Source organism: Marinobacter sp. B-12, from assembly GCF_056857915.1.
Map to the genome: position 1 here is coordinate 1 of NZ_JBSXOB010000057.1, position 24,637 is coordinate 24,637.

A 24,637-nucleotide genomic window follows, 5' to 3' on the forward strand; every position below is an offset into this window, starting at 1 on the left:
AACGGAATCCTGGATGACGGAATACAACGATGAACGTCCCCACGATTCATTGGAAGACCTGACGCCATGGGAATATCTGGCGAAATACCAACAGGCGGAAAACTCTAACCAGCGGTGCAACTAAAACAGGGATGTTTACAATAATAGCGGATCCGATCTTGGTAATGTTTTCTTGGAACAAGTTGATTTCACAAATGTGTATGATGCATTTGTAGAGGAGGGTGCGCTCTCTGCAGTTGGGGCCATTGCAAAGAAGGTGCCGACTGTTAGAATGTTTGACGAGTTTGGGCAGCACGCCGATTCACTTTTTAAGAATAGCCCAACGACCGGCGAATTTTCGATTATAGATTGGAATGGGTATCCGAACGGTCCGAAACCGGAAGGGCCGTTCCGAATGTTGCAGGGTACTGAATATGATGAAGCTAGGAAGGCAGCGAACTCCGCTAATAGAAGGCTTCACCGGTCAGATCCATCACTAAAAGGTTTGCAACTTCATGAAATGAAACCCGTGAAATTTGGGGGTAGTCCAACAGACCCGGCTAACAAGGTTAGACTTTCGCCGAAAGATCATGCTGAATATACGAAGTTTTGGAATCGATTACAGCGGGATTTAAACAAATAGGAAAAAATTGATGGCAAACGCGTTCGATAAATATCTTTCTAGTTTAGAGCTCAATGATCCTGCATCAATTGATGAGATAGAAAATGCTGAAAAAACATTAGAGGTGACGCTCCCTTCATCTTATAAAGAATTTTTAAGAACTTCTAATGGTGCTGAGGGCGATATTGGGGAAAATTTTTATCTAATGCTATGGAAGGTGGATGAGCTGGCAGAATTAAATGAAGCATATGGTGTCGATGAGTTTGCTGAAGGTTTGCTATTGATAGGCTCAGACGGTGGGGATATTGCTTTTGGCTTCGACAAGCGTACAGCTATGATGAACATTATTGCTGTACCATTTATTGGTATGAGTCTTGAAGAAGTCAAAAGAGCGGGCGGTGATTTCGTTGATTTCTTGAAAAATCTATACGAGGGTGCTGAGTTTTAGCTTTATTCCTTCTGCGACCTTCCCCTAAAATCTGGCCTCGTTGAAACAGATGACTTGCTGACGTCGCGGTAGTTAGTCTTGGCCGGGTAAAAGCTCAGTCCGGCGATCGCCGAAGGTACTTCTCCAATTCCTCCCGGAACGCCGCCTGCACCCCCAACCGCTTCATCATCCAGTAATGACCGGCGATCATGCGGTCGATAAAGATGCTCTCTACCGGTGGTTTGAAGTAATCCAGATATTTGAACACGGTGGTGGTCTTGGCGGCGACGTCCTTGTGCAGCTCTGATTCGGCAAAATCGTAGGGCATATCGCTGTCAAAGGGCTGGATCAGGATGTCCCGCCACATGGCATAGTAGGCTTGGTCTACCGCAGGCTGTGATTCGACCCGCGCGCCTAGGTCTATCAGGTGTTTGTCCAGCGCAGCGTAATCCTCATCCAGCGCAGAGATCAGGGCTCTTCGATAGGCTTCGACGATTTCCGGCTTCAGCTTTTTCACGCAGCCAAAGTCATAAAGGATGATGGTGCCATCGGGCCGGTAGGCGAAATTGCCGGCGTGAGGGTCACCATGGATGCACTGGTAGCGGAAAAGCTGGTCCGCCATCATGGTGAAGATGCGATGGCCGATCAGGTTGATGGTGTCCTGGCTGTACTTTGCCGGCGTGATCTTGCTGATATGGTCACCTTCCACCAGCTCCATGGTCAGAACCCGCCGGGACGAGTGGCTGGCAAAGACGGTCGGGATCTTGATCCAGCCGTCATTGGCATGGAACGCCTGGAATTCTTCCAGGTTGCGGGCCTCGTTCTCGTAATCCAGTTCCTCTTTGAGCCGCACCCGGATTTCGCCGAACAGCTGGTCGACGTGCTCTTTCGGCATTTTCAGCAGGCCGCCCAGTTTCAGGGCCATCCGTAGCTGTTTCAGGTCGCTGTCGCAGGATTCGTCCACGCCGGGGTACTGAACCTTGACGATGACATCGGTGCCGTCGTGCAGGCGGGCCCGGTGAACCTGGCCGATGGACGCCGCTGCGTAGGGTTTTTCCTGCAGGTATTCGAACAGTTCTGACACCGGTTTGCCCAGTTCGCTCTCCACCTGACCGACAATCACCTCGAACGGCATGGGCGGAGCCTCTTTCTGAAGCCGCTCAAGGGCATCCGAGAATTCCCGGGGCAGAAAGTCCTGGGTCTGGGAGGCAATCTGCCCCACTTTCATGACCGCGCCCTTGAGCTCACCCAGGGTATCGACAATCTGGTCCGCCATGCGGGTATAGCTCTCGGAGCGAGCGCCCTCGTTGTCTTCCTCACTGCGGAAGATCCGGCGCGCGCGCTGGCCAGCGTACTGTCCGGCCACGGACGCCGTCATGCCTGCCAGTCTGAAGAATCGTCCGCTGCGTGTGGTAACCGGTTTCTTTGCCATGCCTGTTATACGTCCTGAAGAGCCGATGGACCTGAGGAGGATCGCAATGTCCCTTACCCAGCCTAGAGCACGGTGGTCTCCACAAACAAGGCGTCTTCCAGTTCCAGAGACAATATCTGGCCGGATTCAAGGGGGCCAACGCCTTTTGGTGTACCGGTAAGAACCACATCGCCGGGCATCAGGGTGAATTGGGTGCTCATGTGGGCGATCAATGGCACGATCGGGTTCAGCATATCCCGGGTATCACCGGTTTGCTGGCGTTCGCGGTTGATGTCGAGGGTAAAGGTGAGATGGTCTCGGCGGAGACGGTCGATACACACGAAGGGCGACAGTGGGCAGGCACCATCAAAGGCCTTGGCGCGTTCCCAGGGCTGGCCTTTCTCCTTGAGCCGGGATTGCACGTCTCGCAGCGTCAGGTCCAGCGCCAGGCCGTAGCCAAGGATAGCGGCTTCGGCGTCGCTGGCCGATGCATTGGTCAGTGGGCGGCCGATCAGCACGGCCAGCTCGGTTTCAAAATGAACCGCGCCCTGGTTGCGTGGGAAGTCCAGGGGGCGGGTGATGTGCACCGCTGATGTTGCCGGTTTTATGAACAGCAGGGGTTCATCCGGAACCGGGTTGTTCAGCTCCCGGGCATGTTCCGCGTAGTTGCGGCCGATGCAGACAATTTTGCCCAAAGGCAGGTGAACTGGTGTTCCGTCTTTCCAATGGTGCTGATAGTCAGGCATGGCCGCTCCCGTAATGCGTTATGGAAGGGAGCGAGACACTCCCTAATCACCCTCAAAAGAGCAAACAGTATAAACCTTCAGCCCTTCTTCCTGCAGCTTGCGTGAGCCGCCCAGGTCGGGGAGGTCAATCATGGCAGCCACTTCGACAATGTCGGCGCCGATTCGACGGATGAGCCGCGAGGCGGCCAGCATGGTACCGCCTGTGGCGATCAGGTCGTCCACCAGCACCACGTTGTCGCCGGGCTTGAAGGCGTCCTTGTGAAGTTCCACCGAGGCGGTGCCGTACTCCAGCTCGTAGTCTTCCACCAGGGTATCGAACGGCAGTTTGCCTTTCTTGCGGATCAGTACCAGCGAGGCGTTCAGCTCATAGGCCAGGGCCGAGCCGATGATAAAACCACGGGCATCGACGGCGGCTACGGCATCAATATCGTGGCCGTGGTAGCGGTGAACGAAGGCATCAATCAGCTTGCGGAACGCGGTGCGGTCCTGGAGCACGGTGGTGATGTCGCGGAAGGCGACGCCTGGCTTGGGCCAGTCTGGCACGGTGCGGATGGCTTTCTTGATACTTTCGGAAAAGTAGTCCATAGCGTGTCCAAGCGCTGAAAACGCAGCTTAGGCTGCGTCCAGAAAGATGAATTTCAGGATGAAAACGATGGCGATGATAACCACGCTGGGGTTCAGGTCCGACCAGCGGCCGCTTAATGCCTTCAGGATGGCATAGGTGACAAAGCCCAGGGCAATACCGTTGGCGATCGAGAAGGTCAGCGGCATCATCAGGGCGGTAACCACCGCCGGTGCGGCTTCGGTAACGTCGTCCCACTCAATCAGTTTCAGGCCGCTGGCCATCAGCACGGCGACATAAAGAAGCGCCGGAGCGGTGGCGTAAGCCGGAATAATACTGGCGATGGGCGAGAGCAGCAGGCACGCCATGAACAGGGCCGCCACTACAACGGCGGTCAGGCCGGTCCGGCCCCCTGCGGAAATGCCGGCGGTGGATTCAATGTAGCTGGTGGTCGTGGAAGTGCCCAGGGCTGCGCCGGACATGGTGGCCACGGAATCGGACATCAACGCACGGCCCAACCGCGGCAGTTTGCCGTCCTTGTCGAGCAGGCCACCGCGCTGGGCGGCGCCGATGAGGGTGCCGGAGGTGTCAAACAGGTCCACGAACAGGAAGGCGAAAATCACGCTGATCATGCCAATATTCAGTGCGCCTGCGAGGTCCAACTGCATAAAGGTCGGCGCCAGGCTTGGGGGCGCGGACGCAAAACCGTCGTACTCCACCATGCCCAGCCCCATGGCTGCTGCTGTCACGGCAATGATGCCGATCATCACCGCACCGGTGATCTTGCGGAAGGACAGGGCACAGATCAGCACGAAACCGCCGAAGAACAACAGGCTTTCGGCCACTTTCACGTCACCCAGGCCAACCAGGGTGGCGGGGTTATCCACCACGATGCCGGCATTTTTCAGCGCGATCAGCGCCAGAAAGAAGCCAATGCCGGCGGAGATGCCGAAACGCAGGGACATGGGAATGCTGTTGATAATCCATTCACGGACTTTGAAAATGCTCAGCAGGAAGAAGATAAAACCGGATATGAAGACAGCACCCAGTGCCACCTGCCAGCTATAGCCCATGCCGCCGACAACGGTGAACGAGAAGAACGCGTTCAGGCCCATGCCCGGCGCCAGCGCGATCGGGTAGTTGGCCCAGAGCCCCATGATCAGGGTGCCAATGGTGGCCGCCAGGCAGGTTGCTACGAACACCGCGCCGAAGTCCATGCCGGTCGCCGAGAGAATGCTGGGATTGACCACAATGATGTACGCCATGGTCAGGAAGGTGGTAAAGCCCGCAAGTACTTCTTTGCGAACGGTGGTGCCATGAGCCTGGAGCTTGAATAGTCGTTCTAGCATGACGGATGCCTGCCTCACAGGGTGCTGAATGGGGATTGAATGAACCGGTTTCAGGAATTGGGTGAAAAAACGGCAATGTTACCGGCTGGAGGCGAGTACGCCAAGGGACGATTGGGGATTGTTGGGCCGATTATCCGGCGCGACTATCCCGCTGAAGACGAATGTCAAAGCGTACCGCCAGCAGTCGGATAATGAAAATGAACAACACACCGATGCTCAGCGACAGGGATTCGTTCTCCAATAACCATTGGCATGCGAAGTACAGCCAGCAACCTGCAAAGGAAATGGAGGCGTAGATCTGGTCCTTGCGGAAAATCAACGGTACCTCATTGCAAAAGGTGTCGCGCAGGGCACCCCCAAAAGTGCCCGTCATGACCCCCAGCAAAGAAGCAATGAACCAGGAATGGCCCAGGTCCAGAGCCAATTGCGCGCCGAGAATGGAAAAAACGCCAAGACCAAGGGCGTCAGGCAGCAGGATACGGGATTGACGGATACGTTCGACTCGGTGCCAGTAGCTGAACACAACAGCCATACAAAGAATCAGGATGGGTTGTTCCTGATGTTTGATCCAATACAGCGGGTGGTTATCCATCATCAGATCCCGCAGAGTTCCTCCACCCAGCGCGGTCACGAAGCCGATGGTGAAAACGCCCACCGGGTCCATGTTCTTGGATCGGGCGATCAACATGCCGGAGATCGCAAAAGCAATCACGCCGGTCATTTCCAGTACGTAAATTATGTCAAACATCTCAGGCCTTAAGCCGCGTATTGCGAGCGCTGTGATCCGTTGTCGCTTGTTGAAGCGTATTTGAGACTTATTTTGAAGCTGTTACGCGTATGGAGCAATGACTAAGTCTCTGATTTGTCGGGCCCATGCCAGCGAGCCACTTTCCCGACCAGAATAAGTCCTGCTAATCCGGCGAGATTAGATTTCTTTATTTGCTTCATGACGCGACTCTGTTTAGGTTGATAACCATCCAACGACGTTGTCCTATATCGACCGTCCAACTATCGACTATCCTGAAACGGAGTCACGAACATGAGAGCGATCCTCTGCAAGGAGTACGGCCCGGCGGAGACGCTGGTGATTGAAGACGTCACCAGTCCCGTCGTGAAAGGTCATGGGGTCAAGGTGCGGGTTAAGGCCGCTGGCCTGAACTTCCCGGATACCCTGATCATTGAAGGCAAATATCAGCTCAAGCCCACCATGCCGTTTTCTCCCGGTGGAGAAATGTCTGGTGAGGTGATTGAAGTCGGCGAGAAAGTCACTCGCTTCAAACCGGGCGACCGGGTTGCGGGCCTTACCGGCTACGGTGCCTTTGCTGAAGAGGTGGTTGTCCCGGAACAGAACATCCTGCCCATTCCCGAATCCATGTCCGATGAAAAAGCGGCTGCTTTTTCCATGGTCTATGGCACGTCGTATTACGCACTCAAGCAACGCGCCAACATCCAGCCGGGGGAAACTCTGTTGGTGTTGGGTGCCAGCGGTGGTGTTGGCCTGGCAACGGTGGAACTGGGTAAAGCCATGGGGGCCCATGTGATTGCGGCGGCCAGCACGGCAGAGAAGCTGGCGGTGGCGAAAGAGGCCGGTGCCGACGAGCTGATCAACTACACCGAAAAGCCGTTGAAGGATGCGGTTAAACGCCTGACCAACAGCAAGGGCGTGGATGTGATCTACGATCCGGTCGGCGGTGACTTCACGGAACAGGCGTTGCGCGCCATGGCCTGGAATGGCCGTCATCTGATCATTGGCTTTGCGGCTGGCGATATTCCGAAGATTCCGGCAAACCTGACGTTGCTGAAAGGCTGTTCCGTGGTTGGTGTCTTCTGGGGCAGCTTCACCCAGCGTGAACCGCAGAACAGTGCCCAGAACATGATGGAACTGCTGAAGCTGTTCTCTGAGGGCAAGATTAATCCTAGGATCAGCGAAGTCTATGACTTCGAGGACTATGAGAAGGCTCTCGGGGCGCTGACCGGTCGGACTGCTACCGGGAAGGTTGTTTTGAAGGTTGGTTCCTGAGGTTTGGCCCTAGCCTGTTTGGCTTGGTTCTTGGTCGGGGCTGAGGGGCCCTCCACAAAAACGCTACGAGCACATCCATGTGCGCTTGACTCCGGCCGTCCCTGGCCGGAGACATTTTGTGGAGGGCCCCTCAGCCCCGTCCTGTTAACCTCGGTAATATGTCTCGAAACGACCGACATTCCTCACCTACGAGGACCTTTCTGCGGCGATATCTCCTTTATTTTGCGGGCACCGGTGGGAACCCCCTCCCAAAAATGTGCGGAGCCATGGATGGCGGAGCCCAAGCGCACATGGATGTGCTTGAAGCGTTTTTTGGGAGGGGGTTCCCACTGGTGCAGCCCCCAAAGCCAAACAGGCTGGGGCCAAGATACACAGGCACCACCACAACCATCAGGAATACTCAAAACCGGACATCACCCGAATCAATCTTGCCAACCAGCTCAGGAGTCAACAGGGTATAACCATCCGAACCGGGTAACCAGGCGTAAACTTCCTCCCCAGGCTTGTCGATGGAATAGCCGGCTTTCTGGATATCCACCTTGCGGTACTTGAACGTGCCCGTTTTCTCGATGGCACCGGTTACCCGCACAAACACCGGAATCGCATAGGGCGGCAGGTTGTCGCTCAGGTACCGGAACAGCCGGTTCACATCGAATTCCTGACCATTGGAGTGGGGAACCAGTGTCACCATGCCCGCCTTGCCGTTGGTGCCCGGAATCTCCACCCCATAGACAATGGCTTCCTCCACCATATTGGAGCCGTCGATGATGTTCTCCACCTCCGTGGTGGATACGTTCTCCCCCTTCCAGCGGAAGGTGTCGCCCATGCGGTCCACGAACTGCAGGTGGCCGCAGCCGATTTCCTTTAGCACGTCACCGGTGTTGAACCACTGGTCGCCTTTCTTGAAGGCATTTCGCAGGATGGATTTTTCCGTGGCGTCCTTTTGGGTGTAACCCTCGAAGGACCACTTCTTGGTAATCTCGCCGATCAGCAGCCCCGGTTCGCCCTTTTCGACCTCCTGCATGAACCCGTACTCGTCCCGAACCGGATCGCGGGTGCCGTCGTGGAATTTGACCAGTTTGTAGGGGGCGGTGGAAAAGCCGACGGTGTTGTCCAGATTGAAGAAATTACTGAAGCCGATGTTGCCCTCGCTGGACGCGTAGAGTTCCGCCACGGTGGCGACGCCAAAGCGATCCTTAAATTCCTTCCAGATGGAGGGGCGCAGGCCGTTGCCAACCATCTTGGTGAGGTTGTGATTGCGGTCCTGTTCGCTGGGGGGCTGATTCAGCAGGTAGCGGCAGAGTTCGCCCACGTAGCCGAAGGTGGTTGCCTGGAAATACCGCACGTCGTCCCAGAACGCGCTGGCGGAGAATTTTCGACGCAGGGCAATGGCAGAGCCACCGGCCATCACGGATCCCCAGCACACCAGCAGGGCGGTGCCGTGGTAAAGGGGGAGAGTGCAATAAAGGACGTCGTCCGGTTTCATGTCCAGGGACATCATGCCGAACCCACCGTAGGCTTTCATGAACTTGCGGTGGCTGCCCGGCGCCGCCTTGGGCAAGCCGGTGGTGCCGGAGGTGAACAGATAGATGGCGGTATCACCCATGGTGGGTGGGTCGGTCTGCTTCGGGGCCGTATTCCGATGAGCGCCAATTTTTGCCGCCATGTTCACGTACCCCTCCGGCGCATCGCCGAAGATGTTCATGGTGTTGGTATCGGCCAGGAACAGGAAGGGGTTGGGGTGGCTGGTCCTGATATCGGCTTTAACACCGTCAAAGGTCTCCATCAGTTCCTCGCCCACAACAACCATTTTGGGACTGACCAGATTGATGCTGTGTTCCAGCACACGTCCCTTCTGGGAGGTGTTGAGCATGGCACAGGCCACGCCCACCTTGGCGGCGCCGGCGACCACGGCGAGCAGCTCCGGGCGGTTTTCCAGGAATACGGCGATGGTATCGCCCCGGATGAGACCCTCCGTCTTCAGGAAACCGGCAATCCGATTGGCCCAGCCGTTGAATTCCTGCCAGGTAATACTGCGGTCTTCACACAGGATGGCTGGCCGGTGTCCGTACTTCTCGGCGTTGCGGGCCACCAGAGTGCCAAGGGTCAGGTTCTTGTTCTCGTTTTTGACCGAGTAGTAGTAATAGCCCTTGGCAATGGCGGGAAACCGCCGGAGTATGCCCGGCAGGCTGCGGGCAATGTCACGTGGAGATACGTTGTCCTGGGTCATAGGGTCATCCGTCACGGTCAGTGTGAAACGTTGTTGTTTGTTGTGCCCCGGACAGCGAGCGGCTTCGGGGTTAATCCAGAAACAGGTCCGGCAGCAGGGGCTTGTCGCCAGCCTGGTACCGATAGTGTTCAAAGTCCGTCAAGCCGTCGGCCCTGAGCACGTCCTCATCAATCAGGGACTGCCCGGTCATTGCCCCGGCAGGACGGCTGAGGATGCTCAGTGCGGCATCCGCCATGATGTCCGGCTTGCGGCCCTGGGCCATCATTTGCGGGCCGCCCACTTCAAACTCGATGGCGGCGGTGGCAATCAGGGTTTTCGGCCAGAGGGTATTTACGGCAATGCCATAGCGCCGGAACTCCTCGGCCATGCCCATGCTCAGCATGGTCATGGCGTACTTGGTGGTGGTGTAGGGTCCATACTGGGCGAACCACCGGGTATCCAGGTTCAGGGGCGGCGACAGGCTCAGGATATGGGCCTGGTCCGACTCCTTCAGCCAGGGCAAGGCCGCCTGGCTGCAGAGAAATACAGCGCGGGCGTTTACCTGATGCATCAGGTCGTACCGGCTCACCTTCAGGTTCTCAACGCCGGCCAGTTTGATGGCCCCAGCGTTGTTTACCAGCGCATCAATGCCGCCAAAATGGGTCGCAGCTTCATCTATCCGCTGGCGCACCAGTTTTTCGTCGCGCACGTCCAACACCAGTGGCAGGGCCTGGCCGCCGGCTTGCCGTATTTCCTCCGCGACGCTGTGTATGGTGCCTGGCAGCTTTGGGTGCGGTTCGTCAGATTTTGCGCCGATCACCACATTGGCGCCTTGTCGGGCGCAGGCAAGGGCAATGGCTCGTCCGATGCCCCGGCTGCCTCCGGTTATAAAAACGGTTCTGTTCTTCATTGTGCTCATTGTCCGGCCTCCTCTGAGGTGGCGTCTGTGGCAGTGATATCTACCAGTAATTGGCTGCGTTTTACCTGGTCGCCTTTGGCGGCCAGTATTTCACCGATTGTGCCATTGCGGTCTGCCTTCACCGGATGCTCCATCTTCATAGCCTCCAGGATCACCAGAGTGTCGCCCTGTTTCACCGCCTGACCGGCCTCGACCAGAACATCGATAATAGCGCCGTCCATGGTGGCCTTGATGCGGCCGCTGCCAGCGGTGGTAGCGCTGCCGGCAGGCTGGTGGGTGACGTCACGCACTGCCAACGCTTGCCCGAACGCCTGCAAATATAGGTGATCGCCCCGGCGGTGATATTGGCATCGCTGACGAACGCCCTTGTCGATAATGCACAACAGGCCATCGTCCATGCTTTCAAGGTCGAGTTCGTACTGCTCTTCGCCCTGGGTCACGGTTATGTGATTGCCGGCGCGGCGAACCAGAAGCTCCAGGGTTTTATCACCAGTATCCAGTTTCATCGGGCTGACGGTCGACGGCGCGTTACTCCAGGCGTTACTGAGGTCGCCCCGAACGTCAGGACGGCCTGATTTACCATGGCTGAACACGCAGGCCGCAAATGCGAGCTCGCGGATGTTGATGTCTTTTGGTGCCAGGGATGGATCGTCTTTGAATGCCTGTTGCAGGAAGGCGGTGGTGGCTTTGCCTTCGCCGAAGGTGTCGTCTGCGATGATGCGGCTGAGGAAGTAACGGTTGGTGGTCACGCCGAACACCGTGGTGTCTTCGAGTGCCCTTAGCAGCCGACGACGGGCTTCGTTGCGGTTGGTCCCCCAAGCGATCACCTTGGCCAGCATTGGATCATAATGAGGCGTAATCGAGTCCCCGGAGCGCACTCCAGTATCAAACCGCAACCCTTCGCCTTCAGCAGGCCGGAACTGGTGCAGCGGCCCGGTTTGCGGCGTGAAGCCGTTGGCCGGGTCTTCCGCGTAAAGGCGTACTTCAATGGCATGGCCGTTCAGCTGGATCTGGTCCTGTGTCAGCGGCAGCGCCAGGCCCTCGGCCACGGAAAGCTGCCAGGCCACCAGATCCTGCCCGGTAATCAGTTCGGTCACCGGGTGCTCTACTTGCAGGCGGGTGTTCATTTCCAGGAAGTAGAAGTTGCGGTCTTTATCCACGAGGAATTCGACGGTGCCCGCACCTTCGTAGCCACAGGCCAGTGCTGCTTTGACAGCGGCTTCACCCATGGCCTCCCGCAATTGCGGGGTAACAAACGGCGAGGGCGCTTCTTCGACGACTTTCTGGTGCCGCCGCTGAACCGAACAATCCCGCTCACCCAGGTAAACGGCATTGCCGTGTTGGTCTGCAAATACCTGGATTTCGATATGGCGGGGTTCAATAACCGCCTTCTCTAAAATCAGCTCGTCGTCCCCAAAGGCCTGCTTGGCCTCAGAGCGGGCGCGCTGGAGGTTATCCGCCAGTTCATCAGCCTTTTCGACCAACCGCATGCCTCTGCCGCCACCGCCGGCTGAAGCCTTGATCATCAATGGGTAACCGATATTCTGGGCGGCGTCGATGAGTTCATCGTCGCTGGCATTGTCGCCCTCGAACCCTGGCACCACCGGTACACCGGCTTCCTGCATAGCAATCTTCGACCGCCGCTTACTGCCCATCAGCTCAATAGCTGCCTCCGGCGGCCCCACAAATACCAGCCCGGCGTCTTTGCAGGCCCTGGCAAAACCGGAATTCTCCGACAGGAACCCATACCCCGGATGCACACAATCCGCGCCGGTCTGAACCGCCGCCTGAATAATCGCCTCTGCGTTCAAATAGGAAGCCGACACCTGAGCCGGGCCTATACACACCGCCTCGTCCGCCATCTCCACATGGAGTGCTTTAGCGTCCGCCTCTGAATATACGGCTACCGTCCGGTAACCCAGGGACTTGGCGGTTTTGATCACCCTTACGGCGATTTCGCCGCGGTTTGCTATTAGGAGCTTTTTTAGCATGGGTATGCTCTCTTGCTTGGGTGGCTGGTCGCGTAGGTGCGAAGGGTGCTTGAATTCAGGACACGCCGTGAATACGTCCATGTAGGCTCGTAAAAAACATCCCTGTTTTTTACGGTCCTGAATTCAAGCACCCTTCGCACCTACGCTCCTTCCAACTTTTGTAATTGCATGCTCATCGGTTTATTCGGCGTTTTGCACATGGTCTGGGGCTGAGGTGGGTATGGCTTTTCGGGACCGTCAAAAACATGGATGTTTTTGTCGAGCGTACAGGGACGTATTCACCGCGTGTCCCGAAAAGCCATACCCACCTCAGTCTTCCACCATCAGCCAGAAACCGTCACTCAGAAGAGGCCCACGAAGCAGAACGCTTCTGCATAAACGCAAGAGTCCCCTCGGAACCTTCGTCACTGCGAATCGCCTCGGCAAACTTCTCGGCCGCACTGTCCAGAAGCCCACTCATCGACTCATGACCAACGCGGTGCAACAACGCCTTGGTCTGGGCCGTTGCATTCGGCGCACACTGCCGAACACTCTCAACTGCATGACCGAGCAACTCATCAATCTCAACTTCCGATTCCGCGACCTGATGAACAATCCCCAGCCGGCACGCCTCATCCGCATCCACCCGCAGCCCCAGCAGAGCCAACCGACGCGCCTGTGTCAGCCCGATGCGTTCCACCACAAACGGCGCAATCTGCGCAGGAATCACCCCCAGGGTTGTCTCCGGCATACCAAACCTGGCTGTCGGCCCGGCAATCGCCACATCCGACACACAGGCCAGCCCAAAACCGCCGCCCATCACGGCGCCTTCGGTTACCGCGATCACGACCTTCGACGACTCATTCACCTGCTGAATCATCTGCCCGAACGCCCGATTCAGCCGATAAAACGGGTCTTCTTCGCCTTCGGCGGATTTCTGCCCTCGGGCACCGGCCATGTCCTTGATATCCCCGCCGGCGCAAAAATGGCCATCGGCTCCGCGAATCACCACGGCACGAATGCTGGCGTCGTTCTCAACCTGACTGAACACCGTCGATAGCTCCGCCACCATCTGCAGGCTCATGGCGTTCCGAACGTCCGGCCGGTTGATCGTGACGAAAAGGGCAGGCCCCTGTTTTTCAAGAAGAAGCGTTTCGCACTGCGGAAACTGATCCATATCTGACTCCACTAAATGTGTCCGGGGGATGGTGCGTGGTCAGACAGACTTTCCGGGACCGTCAAAAACATGGATGTTTTTGTCGAGCGTACAGGGACGTATTCACCGCGTGTCCCGGAAAGTCTGTCTGACCATGTGCCAGCCCTTTCTCCCAATCTTGGAAGGTTCAGAACCTAGTCGCGTTGCTTGCCAGGAAGAGTTCCCATCATCTTGCAGATAATCCCCAACATGATTTCGTCAGCACCACCGCCAATCGACACCAGCCGCACATCCCGGAACGCACGGGACAGGGGGTTCTCCCACATGTAACCGTTGCCCCCCCAATACTGGAGGCAACTGTCCGTCACCTCACGCCCAAGCCGGCCAGCCTTGAGCTTGGCCATCGAAGCCAGCTTGGTCACATCCTTGCCTTCCACATGCAGCTCACAGGCCTGATGGGTGAGGGCTCGCAGGGCTTCGACCTCAGTTTGCAGCTCCGCCAGACGGAAATGAATCACCTGGTTGTTGATCAATGGCTGCCCAAAGGTCTTGCGCTCGCGGCAGTATTCAATGGTTTTGTTGATACAGAGTTCCAGCGCCTTGATCACGTTGGCCGCGCCCCACATCCGCTCCTCCTGGAACTGCAACATCTGCATCATGAACCCGGTGCCTTCCGCACCGATGCGATAACGCTGGGGCACCCGCACATCGTCAAAGAAAATCTGCGCAGTTTCGGAAGAGCGCATGCCCAGCTTGTTCAAGTGCGGGCTGAAGGAAATGCCCGGCGTGTTCATGGGCACGACAATCAGCGACTTGTTCTTGTGAGGTTTGTCGTCGGAGGTGTTGGCCAGCAGGCAGATAAAGTCGGCCCTGGGGCTGTTGGTGATCCACATCTTGGAGCCGTTGATGACATAGTCATCGCCATCCTGCTTCGCGGTAGTCTTCATCCCCGCCACATCGGAACCGGCGGCGACTTCGCTGACGCCGATACAGCCCACCATATCGCCGGCAATGGCCGGGGCGAGGAAGGTCCGTTTGAGTTCGTCGGAGCCAAAGCGTGAAATGGCAGGGGTGCACATATCAGTCTGCACACCTATGGCCAGTGGCACGCCACCACAATGAGCAGTGCCGAGTTCTTCGGCGGCTACCAGGTTGTAGCTGTAATCCAGCCCCATACCGCCGTACTCTTCCGGCTTCTGGATTCCGAGCAGGCCCAGGTTGCCGAGCTTCTTGAAGATATCGTGAATCGGAAACTCGCCGGCTTCTTCCCATTCGTCGCAGTGGGGATTGATTTCCTTCTCCACGAAATCGCGGACGGTTTTTCTGAGAGCTTCGTGTTCGGCTGTGAATTTCACTTTTTGTTCTCCTGGGTGATAGTTAGTCCGTGCCTTATTGTGTTGGTGCACGTTCTCTAGCTTGGGTGGCGGCTGTGTGGGCGGCAACTGATGGTTAGCCTGCCGCTCCGGGGTCAACCACCATGACTAAGCTCCCCTAGAGGCGGGCAACGCCAAAAGAATTAGGCCGCAATTGCCGAGCCTCAGCCTCCCGACAAACCGAAAGCACCAACGCCAGAACACGCCGGGTATCCCGCGGATCTATCAGCCCGTCGTCCCACAATCGAGCCGTACCGAACAGAGCCGTAGAGCCGTCTTCCAGTTTCTTGGCAGTGGCCTGTTCCAGAAAATCCAGCGTTTTCGGGTCCGGCTCCAGACCGCCCCGGCGTTGCTTGTCCTCGGCCACGATACGCATCACCTTGCCCGCCTGCGCAGGCCCCATGACCGCCGTGCGGCTATTGGGCCAGGCGAAGATGAATCGTGGGTCCAGGCCTCGGCCACACATGGCGTAGTTGCCGGCACCATAGGAACCGCCGATAACAATGGCGACCTTCGGCACCTGGCAGTTCGCCACAGCCTGGATCATCTTTGACCCGTGTTTGATGATGCCGTTCTGTTCCGAATGGGTGCCCACCATGAAACCAGTGGTGTTATGCAGGAACAGCAATGGCGTGCCGGCCTGGTCACAGAGCTGGATAAACTGCGCTGCCTTGGTGGCGCCGGCAGGCGTGATCGGGCCGTTGTTGCCGATGATGCCCACCGAGTGGCCTTCAACGCGGATAGTGCCGCACACGGTCTGGTCGTCGTAACCGTTCTTGAAATCCATGAACTTCGAGCCGTCGGCAATTCGGGCGAGGATGTCGCGAACGTCGTAGGGTTTTTTTGCATCGCTGGGGATCACGCCCAATAATTCTTCGGCAGGGTACAGCGGCTCTTCCCACTCCGGCTCCCTGGCGGGAGGCAGTTGCTCATTCCAGGGCAAGGCTTCGAGCACATTGCGGGCGTGGCGGATGCCATCACCATCGTCTTCGGCCAGGTATTCTGCCGTGCCGGCCACTTCCGCGTGCATCTGCGCGCCGCCCAGTTCTTCATCGGTGGCGACTTCGCCGGTGGCGGCTTTCAGCAGGGGAGGGCCAGCCAGGAACATCTTGGCTTGCTCACGCACCACAATCACGTAATCCGATAGCCCCGGTTGATAGGCTCCTCCGGCAGTGGCGTTGCCATGAACCACGGTAACCTGCGGGATGCCGGCGGCTGACATTCGAGCCTGGTTTGCGAATCCGCGTGCGCCCAGCACAAAGATGTCCGTGGCGTAGTTCAGGTTAGCGCCGCCACTTTCGGACAGCGACACCACCGGTAGCTTGTTCTCCATGGCGATCTGCTGCAGCCGCAGGGTCTTGTCCAGCCCCGCCGGCGTGATGGTGCCGCCCTTGATGGCGCTGTTGCTGGCAACCACCAGGCAGCGAATGCCGCTCACCGTGCCAATGCCGGCAATGATACCGCCGCCGGACAGGCTACCGTCCTTGTCGTCATGCATTTTGTAGCCGGCCAGAGAGCACAGCTCCAGGAACGGCGTACCGCGATCCAGCAGGCGGTTGATGCGGTCACGGGGTAGCAGTTTCCCGCGTTTGGTGAACTTCTCCCGCGCCGACTCCGCCAGATCCAGCACCTTCTGCTCGACATCGCGGAAAGTGGCAATATGCGTTTTCATCACCTCCGCGTTCGCGCGAAAGTCATCCGACTGGGGATTAACGGTGGACTCCAATACCTGCATCGAATTCTCCTCAGTCGCTCAACACTTTTGGCGTGACGGCCCGGTGGAAACCGTTAAAAGGCTCGTTATTCTTCGCCTTCTGGAATGGCCAAACCCGGCCACCCTGAGACGCCGCCCCGTCAATTCGGAGACAATCCCCACTGATAAACGCCGCCGCGGGGCTCAACAGGAAACAGATTGCCGCACTGACCTCGGACTCTGTTCCCATACGCTTAAGAGGCACGTTATCCCCGAGGCTACGAATCCACTGTTTCATATGCTCGGGATAATTATCCATCCCACTGGAGGCAATCCAGCCCGGTGCCACAGCGTTCACCCGAACCCCGGAGCAACCCCACTCAACCGCAGCGGTCTGGGTAAAATTCACCATCCCCGCCCGGGCTGCCCCGGAATGTCCCATGCCGGGCATGCCACCCCACATGTCCGCCACAATGTTCACGATGGCTCCACCGGTTTTCGACAACACCTGATTGTAGGCTTCACGGGCAATGAGAAAGCCGCCGGTGAGATTGGTGCGAACCACCGTCTCCCAACCTTTCTGGTTGATGTTCGCCAACGGCGACGGAAACTGCCCGCCGGCGTTGTTTACCACCCCGTTCAGCCCACCATGTTCCTCAATGATGGCCGCGACGGTCGCCTTCACTGACTCTTCCTCACGAATGTCACACACGTGAGCGGAAGCGATACCTCCATCCTCGGTAATCTCGGCTTTTACGGCTTCAACCTTCTCAGCCTTTCGGCCAATCAGAGCCACCCGTGCTCCGAGTGCAGCGAGTTCATGGGCGGTACATCGCCCAATTCCGGAACCACCCCCGGTAACGATAAAAACCTGATCCCGAAAGAGATTCGGGTGAAAAACAGACTGATAGCTCATAACAAGAGGACCTTTTCAAATGTTCGGGCGCTCTGGTGGGAAGATATGTCCGGGACCGTCAGAAACATGGATGTTTTTGTCGAGCGTACAGGGACGTATTCATAGCGTGTCCCGGCCAAGCCTTCCCACCGGAGCGCATGCACCAAAACCAAATCAATCAAGCAGGCCAGCACGAACCGGCACAGGAAACTCAAGCAATTGCTGAGCAAACGCCTTCCCCTGCGGATCAATCCGCAAGCTGGCAACACCCCCGCCACCAAGACTGTGCTCCAACAGGAAATTAAAGGCCTGAAACCCTGGCAACGCCCAACGGGTTACCCGACCATGCTCCGGATGCAGCGTATGGGCCATCCATTCCGCCACCGCCAGTTCAGTCAACGCCGCCTCAATAAACGGCACAAACTCCGCCTTGCGGGCAATGACCCCGATATTGGTGTGATCCCCCTTGTCACCACTGCGTGCCCAGGCCAGTTGAATCAAAGGCACCGTGGTATCCGTGGCAGGCGATGCTGAACTGGCAGACTGCTCAACCAATTGGCCCGGCTCGAACCCGCCGTCGGTAGCCACATCTATCGCCTGCTTGTCGCCACCAAGATCCACGGCAACGGACACCTCCGTTTTCGGAACCAGGCATGAATACAACCGAATCTTCGGCCACACCGTCGGCCGCCCCCCAACAATGCCGGTGAGCCCTGGTGCCATCCCCGTCGCCGCCTGGGCGATTTCCCGCGAAAACAGCACCAGCGCTTCCTTCTTGAGATGGGCCGTGCTGATCTTCACCACCACCTCCCGACACTCTCCCATGCGTCCCTGAGCGCCGTATGTGGCCTCGGTGCCCAGCAGTTCAATGCTGGTTTCCGTGTAATCCGGAAGCCCACGCTCGCTGAACATGCGAGAGGTTTTTGCCAGGATCGCCTCGGCGACTTTCTGCGCCTTGGTCTTCGCATCCATACCGGCCAACAGGAAGGTTACCGTGCACTTGAAACCGTCCGGCCAGGTGCCGGACACCTTATAGCTGTCCGTGGGGGAAAGCCCTTTGGCGCCAGAAACCCGAACCTCGTCCGTTGCCACTTCCTCAAGGGAGACCCCGGTAAAATCACAGGTCACATCCGGCAGCAGGTAAGCCCTCGGGTCACCGATTTCGTAGACCAACTGTTCAGCCACCGTGCCCCGGGACACTTTGCCCCCGGTACCTTGCGGCTTGGTGATGATGAAATCCCCGGTGGCAGAGACTTCTGCAATCGGAAAGCCCATATCGGCATAGCCCTCGGCTACGTCTTCCCAGTCGGTAAAGTTGCCGCCGGTGGTCTGTGCCCCGCATTCCAACAGGTGCCCGGCCAGGCTGCCCTGGGCAAGTCTGTCGTAATCGCTCCAACTCCAGCCAAATTCATGCACCAAAGGCGCCAGCACCAGAGCGCTGTCGGCAACCCGACCGGTTATGACAATGTCCGCACCCTGTTCAAGCGCTGCGACCAATCCCGGAGCGCCCAGGTAGGCGTTCAGGCTGACCAGCATCGGCGGCATTGGCTGTGCGGTGGTCATCTCGGTAATGCCCGCATCGGCCAACTGCTTCTTTTTTGGTAGAAGGTCATCGCCCAGCACCAGGGCGATCTTCATATCCAAACCGGCTTTTTGGCACAAAGCCAGCAGAGCATCGCGGCAGGCGACGGGATTGACGCCACCGGCGTTCGCCAATACCCGAATGCCTTTCTGTTTGATCTCACCCAGCAAGGGGCCCATCACCGTTTGCACGAAGTCGCGGGCGTAACCCTGGCTGGGGTCCTTCATCTTCTGCCCCGCCATGATGGACATGGTGATTTCCGCCAGGTAGTCCGCTACCAGGTAGTCAATATTGCCCTTGCGGACCAACTGGGCGGCGGCGGTTTCGGTGTCGCCCCAGAAGGCGGCAGAGCAGCCAATACGGACGTTTTGTGGCCTGGAGATGTCGGAATCTGGCATGTCTTCACCTTGTTGACGGAAGCTGCAAACTGCTTTCAAAGACCCTTTATGGGCCGCTTATAGCGGATATTGTCTATCATGCAGCTGACGATACCAAGCAAGCGCTTGGTTTGTAAACAGGCAAATTCGGGATAGAATGGGAGCTCTTCTGTTCTCTGGCTGGAAAACACTGTGAATCAAGACTCTATCCTCCGCTCACTGGTTGCCGACAATCTGGTTTCCGATCCTGCCGGAGCCCGTGGCCGGCTTCTTCACGAGGCCGCAAAGCTGTTTCGTGACAAGGGTTATGAGCGGACCACCGTCAGGGATCTCGCCGCCGCTGTTGGCATTCAGTCCGGTAGCCTGTTCCACCACTTCCGCACCAAGGAAGAAATCCTCAAAGCCGTCATGGTGGAGACCATTCGTCTCAACACGGCCCTGATGCAGGCTGCGGTGGATGCGGCCAACACCCATCGCGACAAGTTGCAGGCGCTGATTCGCGCTGAACTGGAGTCCATTAACGGGCAGACAGGGGAGGCCATGGCGGTGCTGGTTTTCGAGTGGCGTAGCCTATCCGAGGAATCCCAGGTTCACGTCCTTGAGCTCCGGGATATCTATGAGCAGTTGTGGTTGGAGGTGCTGGAGACCTTGCGTCAGGACGGCGTGCTTGCGGCAGACCCTTTTGTGGTTCGCCGAATGCTCACAGGAGCCCTGAGTTGGACAGTGACCTGGTACCGGCCTGACGGTGGACTGACCCTGGATGATTTGACGGCGCAGGTGGTCGCAATGATGGGTTTAACGTCGCTCTGAACCGGATAACCTGGCGCTAAGTGCCGGTGGTGGTACGAATGTCTCAATTGTAATTGTTTTCAGAACTGTTTGTTTTAAAACAATAAAAAGATTCTTTTTCACCCGTCTATGTAGGCCATTGGCCTGATCGGCATGACCAAATCGGCAATCCAGCCATTTTTGTCTGACAAGATTCAACGCATTCTTGCCCTCGTCAAAGATGAACGGGAAGGTGATTGCGGATCACCCCGACCTATAAAAACAATGTAAACAGGACGAACTATGAACTCCTCACTGGTGAATTCCTTTGGGCATGCCCTCAACGTTCGCAGCAGTTACCTGCTTTTTATTGTGGTGACGTTTCTGGCCGGTTGCTCGGCCAATCCCATCTACACCACAACGGGTGTGGTGCTCTCCAATTACTCCGAAGGAGAAGCAACCCCCTACGTCATGCAGATGTCCGATCCGAAAATGGCCTGTGCGTTGGGTGAGGGCGTTGACCCGCTGTTGTACTCGTTTTCCCGCGTGACCGAGGCACCTGAAAGCACCGGTTCCCTGTTGATGCTGCTGGCCGCGAATTGCTCTGAATACAAGGCGTGGGAGGCGGAACTCGAATACCTGCGCGCTGATTTCGCCAGTGACGTACCCGCCGCAAAAGACGCGCGTGAGCAGGCAAAGCGGCTGAATGCACGAACCGCCAAGCGGCGCTATGTCGCCTATCAGCGCGCCATGGCGGCCTATGACTTTGACCCTGCCGCAAAGGAATTCGAGTGTCCGTTCCTGTTCGATGACCAGGAGGAACTGACCTTCCTGCTGGGTTTGCTGACCGGCATGCAGGCCATCGTGAACGACGCCAATTCCGGCGCCATGGCAGGAGTTCCCCGTAACATTGCGCCACGGGCGGAGCGTGCCGCTGAATGCCTGGATAACGAAAAGTGGGGCGGTTTGCCGAATGCCATCCGCGCCATGGTGTGGCTGTTGTTGCCGGACACTCGGCCCAGCTTGTCGCCGGACCCGTGGGTAGTGCTTGAGGATAGTTCCCGGCTGGGTGTTGAGTCGGGTATTCGAGCATCGATGGCACTGGAGGCGGTGGCTGCCGAGACCTTTGGTCGCCCAGAAGTGCTCAAAGATGTCATTGCACGATTTGCCGAGGCGGATGGCACGATCAAGGTCTGGGACGAATATCGTCTGGTGGACGAAATTGCCCGAGATGTTATCCAGTTTTCCTCAGACAAGTACTGGACAGCCAATTATGGCTACCGCACGCCTCGCACCTACTTTGGCAGGCTGAGCCCGGAACGACTGGAAGAGCCTGAGACCATGGATCTGGACGACCTGCTGTAAGCAGGCGTCCGACTCGTTGTAACAACCTACAAACACAAGAAAGACCCGGAGGTCATTCATGATCCGTAAATCCCTTGCTGCCTTGTCTTTTGCTGCTGTTGCCCCGATGGCAGCCGCACAGTCCGTGACCATGTGCGTATTCGATGTGATCGGCGCCAACGGTGACATGTACAACATGGTTAAAGATTATGCGCTGGAGATGAAAGCGCACGGTGTTGATTTCGAACTACGCCCTTACACCGACGAAGGTGTCGCTGTGGGCGACTTCAACTCCGGACAATGCGACGCCGTCGCCGCCACGGATCTTCGGACGCGTCCGTTCAACCGGTTTACCGGCAGCATCAGCGCTGTCGGCGCGATTCCTACCTACGATGACCTGAAAACAACCCTCGCCACGCTTGCTCAGGCCAAGGCAGCGCCATTGATGAAGCAAGGCGATTATGAGGTCCTCGGTATTGTGCCCGCGGGTGCGGGTTATCTCTTCGTCAATGATCGGAGCATTGATACTGCGGGAGAACTAGCGGGTAAGCGTATGGCCACGCTGGACTACCAGAAGGACGCCATTCACATGGTTAACCACGTGAAGGCGACGGTTGTACCCTCCGACATCACCAACTTTGCAGGCAAGTTCAACAATGGCTCGGTGGATACGGCTTACGCACCGGCGTTTGCCTACGAAGCACTCGAACTCTACAAGGGCATTGGCGAAGACGGCGGCATTGTCGATTATCCACTTGCTCAACTGACCATCCAGATCATTGCCCGTGACAACGTGTTTGACGATACCACGGCCCAGAAGTCCCGTGATGTCGCCTGGGGTATGTATGGCCAGGCCATGGACTTGATTCAGCGCCAGGAGTCGGCCATTCCGGAGGAAAAGTGGATCCGCATCCCCGAGGCTGACATCGAAGGCTATCAGGAAATGTTTCGTGAAAATCGCCTGCAATTAAGGGATGGCACCGATGGCGCCAAAAAGGTGTACCACCCGAAGATGATGAGCCTGCTCAGCAAAATCCGTTGCTCCAGTAATCCCGGAGCCTCCGAGTGCACAGCGTCTGACCGCGAATAATAAAGGCTGACCCTCCATGAACTGGCGAGCATTATCAGCGGCAGGCCCGAAAACGCTGTACCCCGTGCATCGGTTGCACGGGGTTATTCTCCTGCTGCTCCTTATCTTTACGCTTCTTCTGGGTATGGGCAACTCACTCCACTCGCGCATGCTGTGGGTGGGGGAGCAGACCTGGCCGAACTACTATCTGCTGGACCCGGATGCCACGGAACCGACCTGCACGCTGTCCATGGATGTGGACGCCGAGGTCAGAAAACGCGTCGAGGCCTACGAGCCAGATCCGGACGATCTGTTCAGCTCGCCGCCGGATCCAGATGCCATCCGCAAATCCCTGGAAAAGAATCTGGCACTTTGCCAGCAGAAGCATCGCCTCTACGAAGAAAACCAGAAGCACGCCACCGAGGCGCTGGCTGTTTACAAGGCGGTTGAGCAGGGCTTTGCGGATTTCCTGCTGGATAACATCGAGCTCACCAAGTTCCTGTTTATCGCCATGTTTGCCATGGCTGCGGCGATTTCGGCCTTTGATGCCGATCACATAGCCCTGCGATTGCCGCGCAATCGATCAGAATGGCGGTTAAGCCAGGGCATGCAGTTAGTGGTTAACGGCCTGATGGTGTATTCCCTGTTTTCCTACGTGGGCAGGTTAGCCTCTTCGCCGGGTTCGGAAGGGACCGCATTGCTGCAATACGCCTGGGCGGCCGTCTTCGGTTTGTTCATGGTGATCAACCTGACGCGGTTTGTGTCGGTGCCGGCTCGAATGAGGCCGGGGTCCCTGGCGGCGTCCTCCGGCCTGGTACTGCCGCTGTATTGCGCAATGGGCCTGATCGCGATGAGTTATTTCTTCTTCGTGGATGGATACTCGTCTGGCCTGGCCATCTATTTCGGTATGATGACGAACCTGTCCTCGATGTTTATCAACATCGGGCTCTATGTGCTTGTGGGCATGGCGTTGAAGCAGACTCGCATTCCGGACCTGCTGCTGAACGTCATCAAACCATACCATCTGCCTGCCCCCATGCTGGCCTCGGTGATGATATTCGCGACGGCCTTCCCAACCGCCTTCACTGGCGCCTCGGGGATTTTCATCCTGGCCGTGGGTGGTGTCGTCTACGATGAAATGCGCAAGAGTGGGGCAGGGCGACAGCTATCGCTGGCTACCACGGCCATGTCCGGCAGTTTGGGGGTGGTTCTTAATCCCTGTTTGCTGATCGTGGTTGTGGCGGCGCTGAACAAGGAAGTGACCACCTCCGAAATGTACGGCTGGGGTTTCTGGGTGTTTATTATGTCGGCCACCCTGTTCTCCGTGGTTGTCTGCAAAACCCAGGGCAACTGGAAGCCTCGTCCGGCTCCGGGGGCCTTCCGCAAATCGCTGGCACAGCTTCGGCCCCTGGCGCCTTATGCTGCGGTTACCGCGTTGGTTATCCTGGCGATCTGGATCATTCTCGGTTTGGGATTCAACGAGTACAGCGCTCCGATGATCCTGCCGCTGGTGATGCTGGCGCTGGTCTATCTTGACTCCGGCAAAGACCCCAGCGAACAGGGCCAATCCCGGCTTCGTGCTTTTTGTAAGCGCACAACGGCGGCCGCCAGTGACTCTGCGGTACACATCGGCGCACTGCTGGCGCTGATCGGCTTTTCCATCTGCCTGGGCGGCATTCTGGAACGTTCCGATGTGGTGCACGCTTTGTTCCCCGAGAATCTGACCAGTCCCTGGATCGCCATGTTGGTGATCGTCGTGATGCTCACCGTTATCGGCATGGTGATGGACCCATTCGGCGCGGTGATCCTGGTGTCAGCCACGATTGCTCAGCCGGCCATCCAGTTGGGCATCGACCCGCTGCACTTCTGGATCGTGTGCCTGGTGGCGTTTGAGTTAGGGTACCTGAGCCCGCCGGTGGCACTGAACCACCTGCTGACACGGCAGGTGGTGGGTGAAACCGAAGTGCTGGCGGCAGAGCGCACGGGTTCGTTCTGGCATCGCTACGAGAGGCTGTTGTTGCCGCTGGTGGTGATGGGGCCGACATTGCTGACGGCGGCTTTCGTGCCACTGCTGTTTTACGCTTTGTAACGGAAAATTTTCGACCACCGTGAAACCGCCTATGGCTTTGTCCAAAGGCGGTTTTTTTGCATCCGCTCGTTAGTTTG

21 protein-coding genes are annotated in these 24,637 nt (G+C 57.4%); 8 read left to right on the plus strand and 13 right to left on the minus strand.

Going from position 1 to position 24,637, the window contains the following annotated elements; genetic code table 11:
• From AC13D2_RS11600 to AC13D2_RS11610, 3 genes are all read left to right on the plus strand, one after another.
• Window positions 1-124, plus strand: a 124-nt coding sequence (locus AC13D2_RS11600) for an integrase core domain-containing protein (protein ID WP_482938512.1), incomplete at its 5' end; no start/stop codon positions are given.
• A 48-nt stretch (window positions 125-172) separates the two neighbouring features.
• Entirely contained in the window at window positions 173-622 is a 450-nt protein-coding gene (locus tag AC13D2_RS11605) for a hypothetical protein (protein ID WP_482938636.1), read from the plus strand.
• 10 nt (window positions 623-632) lie between these two features.
• Window positions 633-1,049, plus strand: coding sequence for an SMI1/KNR4 family protein (locus AC13D2_RS11610; RefSeq protein ID WP_292047342.1), 417 nt, complete (start codon window positions 633-635; stop codon window positions 1,047-1,049).
• A 94-nt stretch (window positions 1,050-1,143) separates the two neighbouring features.
• Here the strand turns inward: AC13D2_RS11610 and AC13D2_RS11615 are convergent, their stop codons facing one another.
• From AC13D2_RS11615 to AC13D2_RS11635, 5 genes are all read right to left on the minus strand, one after another.
• A complete protein-coding gene (locus AC13D2_RS11615; RefSeq protein WP_300499276.1) occupies window positions 1,144-2,460 on the minus strand; it encodes an ABC1 kinase family protein in 1,317 nt (438 codons plus the stop codon).
• A gap of 62 nt (window positions 2,461-2,522) precedes the next feature.
• Window positions 2,523-3,185 (minus strand): fumarylacetoacetate hydrolase family protein, encoded by a 663-nt coding sequence (locus AC13D2_RS11620; RefSeq protein ID WP_007154444.1) that lies wholly within the window; start codon window positions 3,183-3,185, stop codon window positions 2,523-2,525.
• 42 nt (window positions 3,186-3,227) lie between these two features.
• Entirely contained in the window at window positions 3,228-3,770 is a 543-nt protein-coding gene (locus AC13D2_RS11625; RefSeq protein ID WP_007154443.1) for an adenine phosphoribosyltransferase, read from the minus strand.
• 27 nt (window positions 3,771-3,797) lie between these two features.
• On the minus strand, window positions 3,798-5,096 hold the full coding sequence (locus AC13D2_RS11630; protein ID WP_300499272.1) for an NCS2 family permease: 1,299 nt from the start codon (window positions 5,094-5,096) through the stop codon (window positions 3,798-3,800).
• Between the two features lie 130 nt (window positions 5,097-5,226).
• Window positions 5,227-5,844 (minus strand): trimeric intracellular cation channel family protein, encoded by a 618-nt coding sequence (locus AC13D2_RS11635; RefSeq protein ID WP_300499270.1) that lies wholly within the window; start codon window positions 5,842-5,844, stop codon window positions 5,227-5,229.
• Window positions 5,845-6,135: 291 nt separating this feature from the next.
• On the opposite strand from AC13D2_RS11635, the gene AC13D2_RS11640 reads away from it, so the two are divergent.
• Window positions 6,136-7,116: an NADPH:quinone oxidoreductase family protein gene (locus tag AC13D2_RS11640; RefSeq protein WP_300499267.1), complete on the plus strand. Its 981-nt coding sequence runs from the start codon at window positions 6,136-6,138 to the stop codon at window positions 7,114-7,116.
• A 400-nt stretch (window positions 7,117-7,516) separates the two neighbouring features.
• On the opposite strand, the gene AC13D2_RS11645 is transcribed toward AC13D2_RS11640, so the two are convergent.
• From AC13D2_RS11645 to AC13D2_RS11680, 8 genes are all read right to left on the minus strand, one after another.
• A complete protein-coding gene (locus tag AC13D2_RS11645; protein ID WP_482938637.1) occupies window positions 7,517-9,346 on the minus strand; it encodes a long-chain-acyl-CoA synthetase in 1,830 nt (609 codons plus the stop codon).
• A gap of 70 nt (window positions 9,347-9,416) precedes the next feature.
• Window positions 9,417-10,244: an SDR family oxidoreductase gene (locus AC13D2_RS11650; RefSeq protein WP_292047351.1), complete on the minus strand. Its 828-nt coding sequence runs from the start codon at window positions 10,242-10,244 to the stop codon at window positions 9,417-9,419.
• On the minus strand, window positions 10,241-12,235 hold the full coding sequence (locus AC13D2_RS11655) for an acetyl/propionyl/methylcrotonyl-CoA carboxylase subunit alpha (RefSeq protein ID WP_292047352.1): 1,995 nt from the start codon (window positions 12,233-12,235) through the stop codon (window positions 10,241-10,243). Before AC13D2_RS11655 ends, AC13D2_RS11650 begins: the two co-directional genes overlap by 4 nt.
• Window positions 12,236-12,572: 337 nt before the next feature.
• On the minus strand, window positions 12,573-13,391 hold the full coding sequence (locus AC13D2_RS11660; protein ID WP_300499778.1) for an enoyl-CoA hydratase/isomerase family protein: 819 nt from the start codon (window positions 13,389-13,391) through the stop codon (window positions 12,573-12,575).
• Window positions 13,392-13,564: 173 nt separating this feature from the next.
• The gene (locus AC13D2_RS11665) at window positions 13,565-14,725 is read right to left on the minus strand and encodes an acyl-CoA dehydrogenase family protein (protein ID WP_300499779.1); all 1,161 of its coding nucleotides are present in this window, start codon (window positions 14,723-14,725) and stop codon (window positions 13,565-13,567) included.
• A gap of 136 nt (window positions 14,726-14,861) precedes the next feature.
• Window positions 14,862-16,478: an acyl-CoA carboxylase subunit beta gene (locus AC13D2_RS11670; RefSeq protein ID WP_292047355.1), complete on the minus strand. Its 1,617-nt coding sequence runs from the start codon at window positions 16,476-16,478 to the stop codon at window positions 14,862-14,864.
• A gap of 10 nt (window positions 16,479-16,488) precedes the next feature.
• A complete protein-coding gene (locus tag AC13D2_RS11675; RefSeq protein WP_300499781.1) occupies window positions 16,489-17,352 on the minus strand; it encodes an SDR family oxidoreductase in 864 nt (287 codons plus the stop codon).
• 153 nt (window positions 17,353-17,505) lie between these two features.
• The gene (locus tag AC13D2_RS11680; protein WP_300499783.1) at window positions 17,506-19,311 is read right to left on the minus strand and encodes an acyclic terpene utilization AtuA family protein; all 1,806 of its coding nucleotides are present in this window, start codon (window positions 19,309-19,311) and stop codon (window positions 17,506-17,508) included.
• A gap of 171 nt (window positions 19,312-19,482) precedes the next feature.
• Between AC13D2_RS11680 and AC13D2_RS11685 the strand changes: the two genes are divergently transcribed.
• From AC13D2_RS11685 to AC13D2_RS11700, 4 genes are all read left to right on the plus strand, one after another.
• Window positions 19,483-20,100, plus strand: coding sequence for a TetR/AcrR family transcriptional regulator (locus AC13D2_RS11685; protein WP_300499785.1), 618 nt, complete (start codon window positions 19,483-19,485; stop codon window positions 20,098-20,100).
• Between the two features lie 261 nt (window positions 20,101-20,361).
• Window positions 20,362-21,423, plus strand: coding sequence for a hypothetical protein (locus tag AC13D2_RS11690; RefSeq protein ID WP_300499787.1), 1,062 nt, complete (start codon window positions 20,362-20,364; stop codon window positions 21,421-21,423).
• A 58-nt stretch (window positions 21,424-21,481) separates the two neighbouring features.
• On the plus strand, window positions 21,482-22,492 hold the full coding sequence (locus AC13D2_RS11695; protein WP_292047361.1) for a putative solute-binding protein: 1,011 nt from the start codon (window positions 21,482-21,484) through the stop codon (window positions 22,490-22,492).
• Between the two features lie 16 nt (window positions 22,493-22,508).
• Window positions 22,509-24,560, plus strand: coding sequence for a TRAP transporter large permease subunit (locus tag AC13D2_RS11700; protein WP_482938638.1), 2,052 nt, complete (start codon window positions 22,509-22,511; stop codon window positions 24,558-24,560).
• The last annotated feature ends 77 nt before the right edge of the window (window positions 24,561-24,637 follow it).

Excerpts from the sequence above, each read along its gene's own strand:
- AC13D2_RS11625 (WP_007154443.1), bottom strand. The coding sequence starts at position 3,770 with ATGGACTACTTTTCCGAAAGTATCAAGAAAGCCATCCGCACCGTGCCA.
- AC13D2_RS11635 (WP_300499270.1), bottom strand. The coding sequence starts at position 5,844 with ATGTTTGACATAATTTACGTACTGGAAATGACCGGCGTGATTGCTTTT.
- AC13D2_RS11680 (WP_300499783.1), bottom strand. The coding sequence starts at position 19,311 with ATGCCAGATTCCGACATCTCCAGGCCACAAAACGTCCGTATTGGCTGC.
- AC13D2_RS11610 (WP_292047342.1), top strand. The coding sequence starts at position 633 with ATGGCAAACGCGTTCGATAAATATCTTTCTAGTTTAGAGCTCAATGAT.
- AC13D2_RS11620 (WP_007154444.1), bottom strand. The coding sequence starts at position 3,185 with ATGCCTGACTATCAGCACCATTGGAAAGACGGAACACCAGTTCACCTG.
- AC13D2_RS11615 (WP_300499276.1), bottom strand. The coding sequence starts at position 2,460 with ATGGCAAAGAAACCGGTTACCACACGCAGCGGACGATTCTTCAGACTG.
- AC13D2_RS11695 (WP_292047361.1), top strand. The coding sequence starts at position 21,482 with ATGATCCGTAAATCCCTTGCTGCCTTGTCTTTTGCTGCTGTTGCCCCG.
- AC13D2_RS11700 (WP_482938638.1), top strand. The coding sequence starts at position 22,509 with ATGAACTGGCGAGCATTATCAGCGGCAGGCCCGAAAACGCTGTACCCC.
- AC13D2_RS11670 (WP_292047355.1), bottom strand. The coding sequence starts at position 16,478 with ATGCAGGTATTGGAGTCCACCGTTAATCCCCAGTCGGATGACTTTCGC.
- AC13D2_RS11650 (WP_292047351.1), bottom strand. The coding sequence starts at position 10,244 with ATGAGCACAATGAAGAACAGAACCGTTTTTATAACCGGAGGCAGCCGG.
- AC13D2_RS11675 (WP_300499781.1), bottom strand. The coding sequence starts at position 17,352 with ATGAGCTATCAGTCTGTTTTTCACCCGAATCTCTTTCGGGATCAGGTT.
- AC13D2_RS11645 (WP_482938637.1), bottom strand. The coding sequence starts at position 9,346 with ATGACCCAGGACAACGTATCTCCACGTGACATTGCCCGCAGCCTGCCG.
- AC13D2_RS11690 (WP_300499787.1), top strand. The coding sequence starts at position 20,362 with ATGAACTCCTCACTGGTGAATTCCTTTGGGCATGCCCTCAACGTTCGC.
- AC13D2_RS11660 (WP_300499778.1), bottom strand. The coding sequence starts at position 13,391 with ATGGATCAGTTTCCGCAGTGCGAAACGCTTCTTCTTGAAAAACAGGGG.
- AC13D2_RS11630 (WP_300499272.1), bottom strand. The coding sequence starts at position 5,096 with ATGCTAGAACGACTATTCAAGCTCCAGGCTCATGGCACCACCGTTCGC.
- AC13D2_RS11655 (WP_292047352.1), bottom strand. The coding sequence starts at position 12,235 with ATGCTAAAAAAGCTCCTAATAGCAAACCGCGGCGAAATCGCCGTAAGG.
- AC13D2_RS11640 (WP_300499267.1), top strand. The coding sequence starts at position 6,136 with ATGAGAGCGATCCTCTGCAAGGAGTACGGCCCGGCGGAGACGCTGGTG.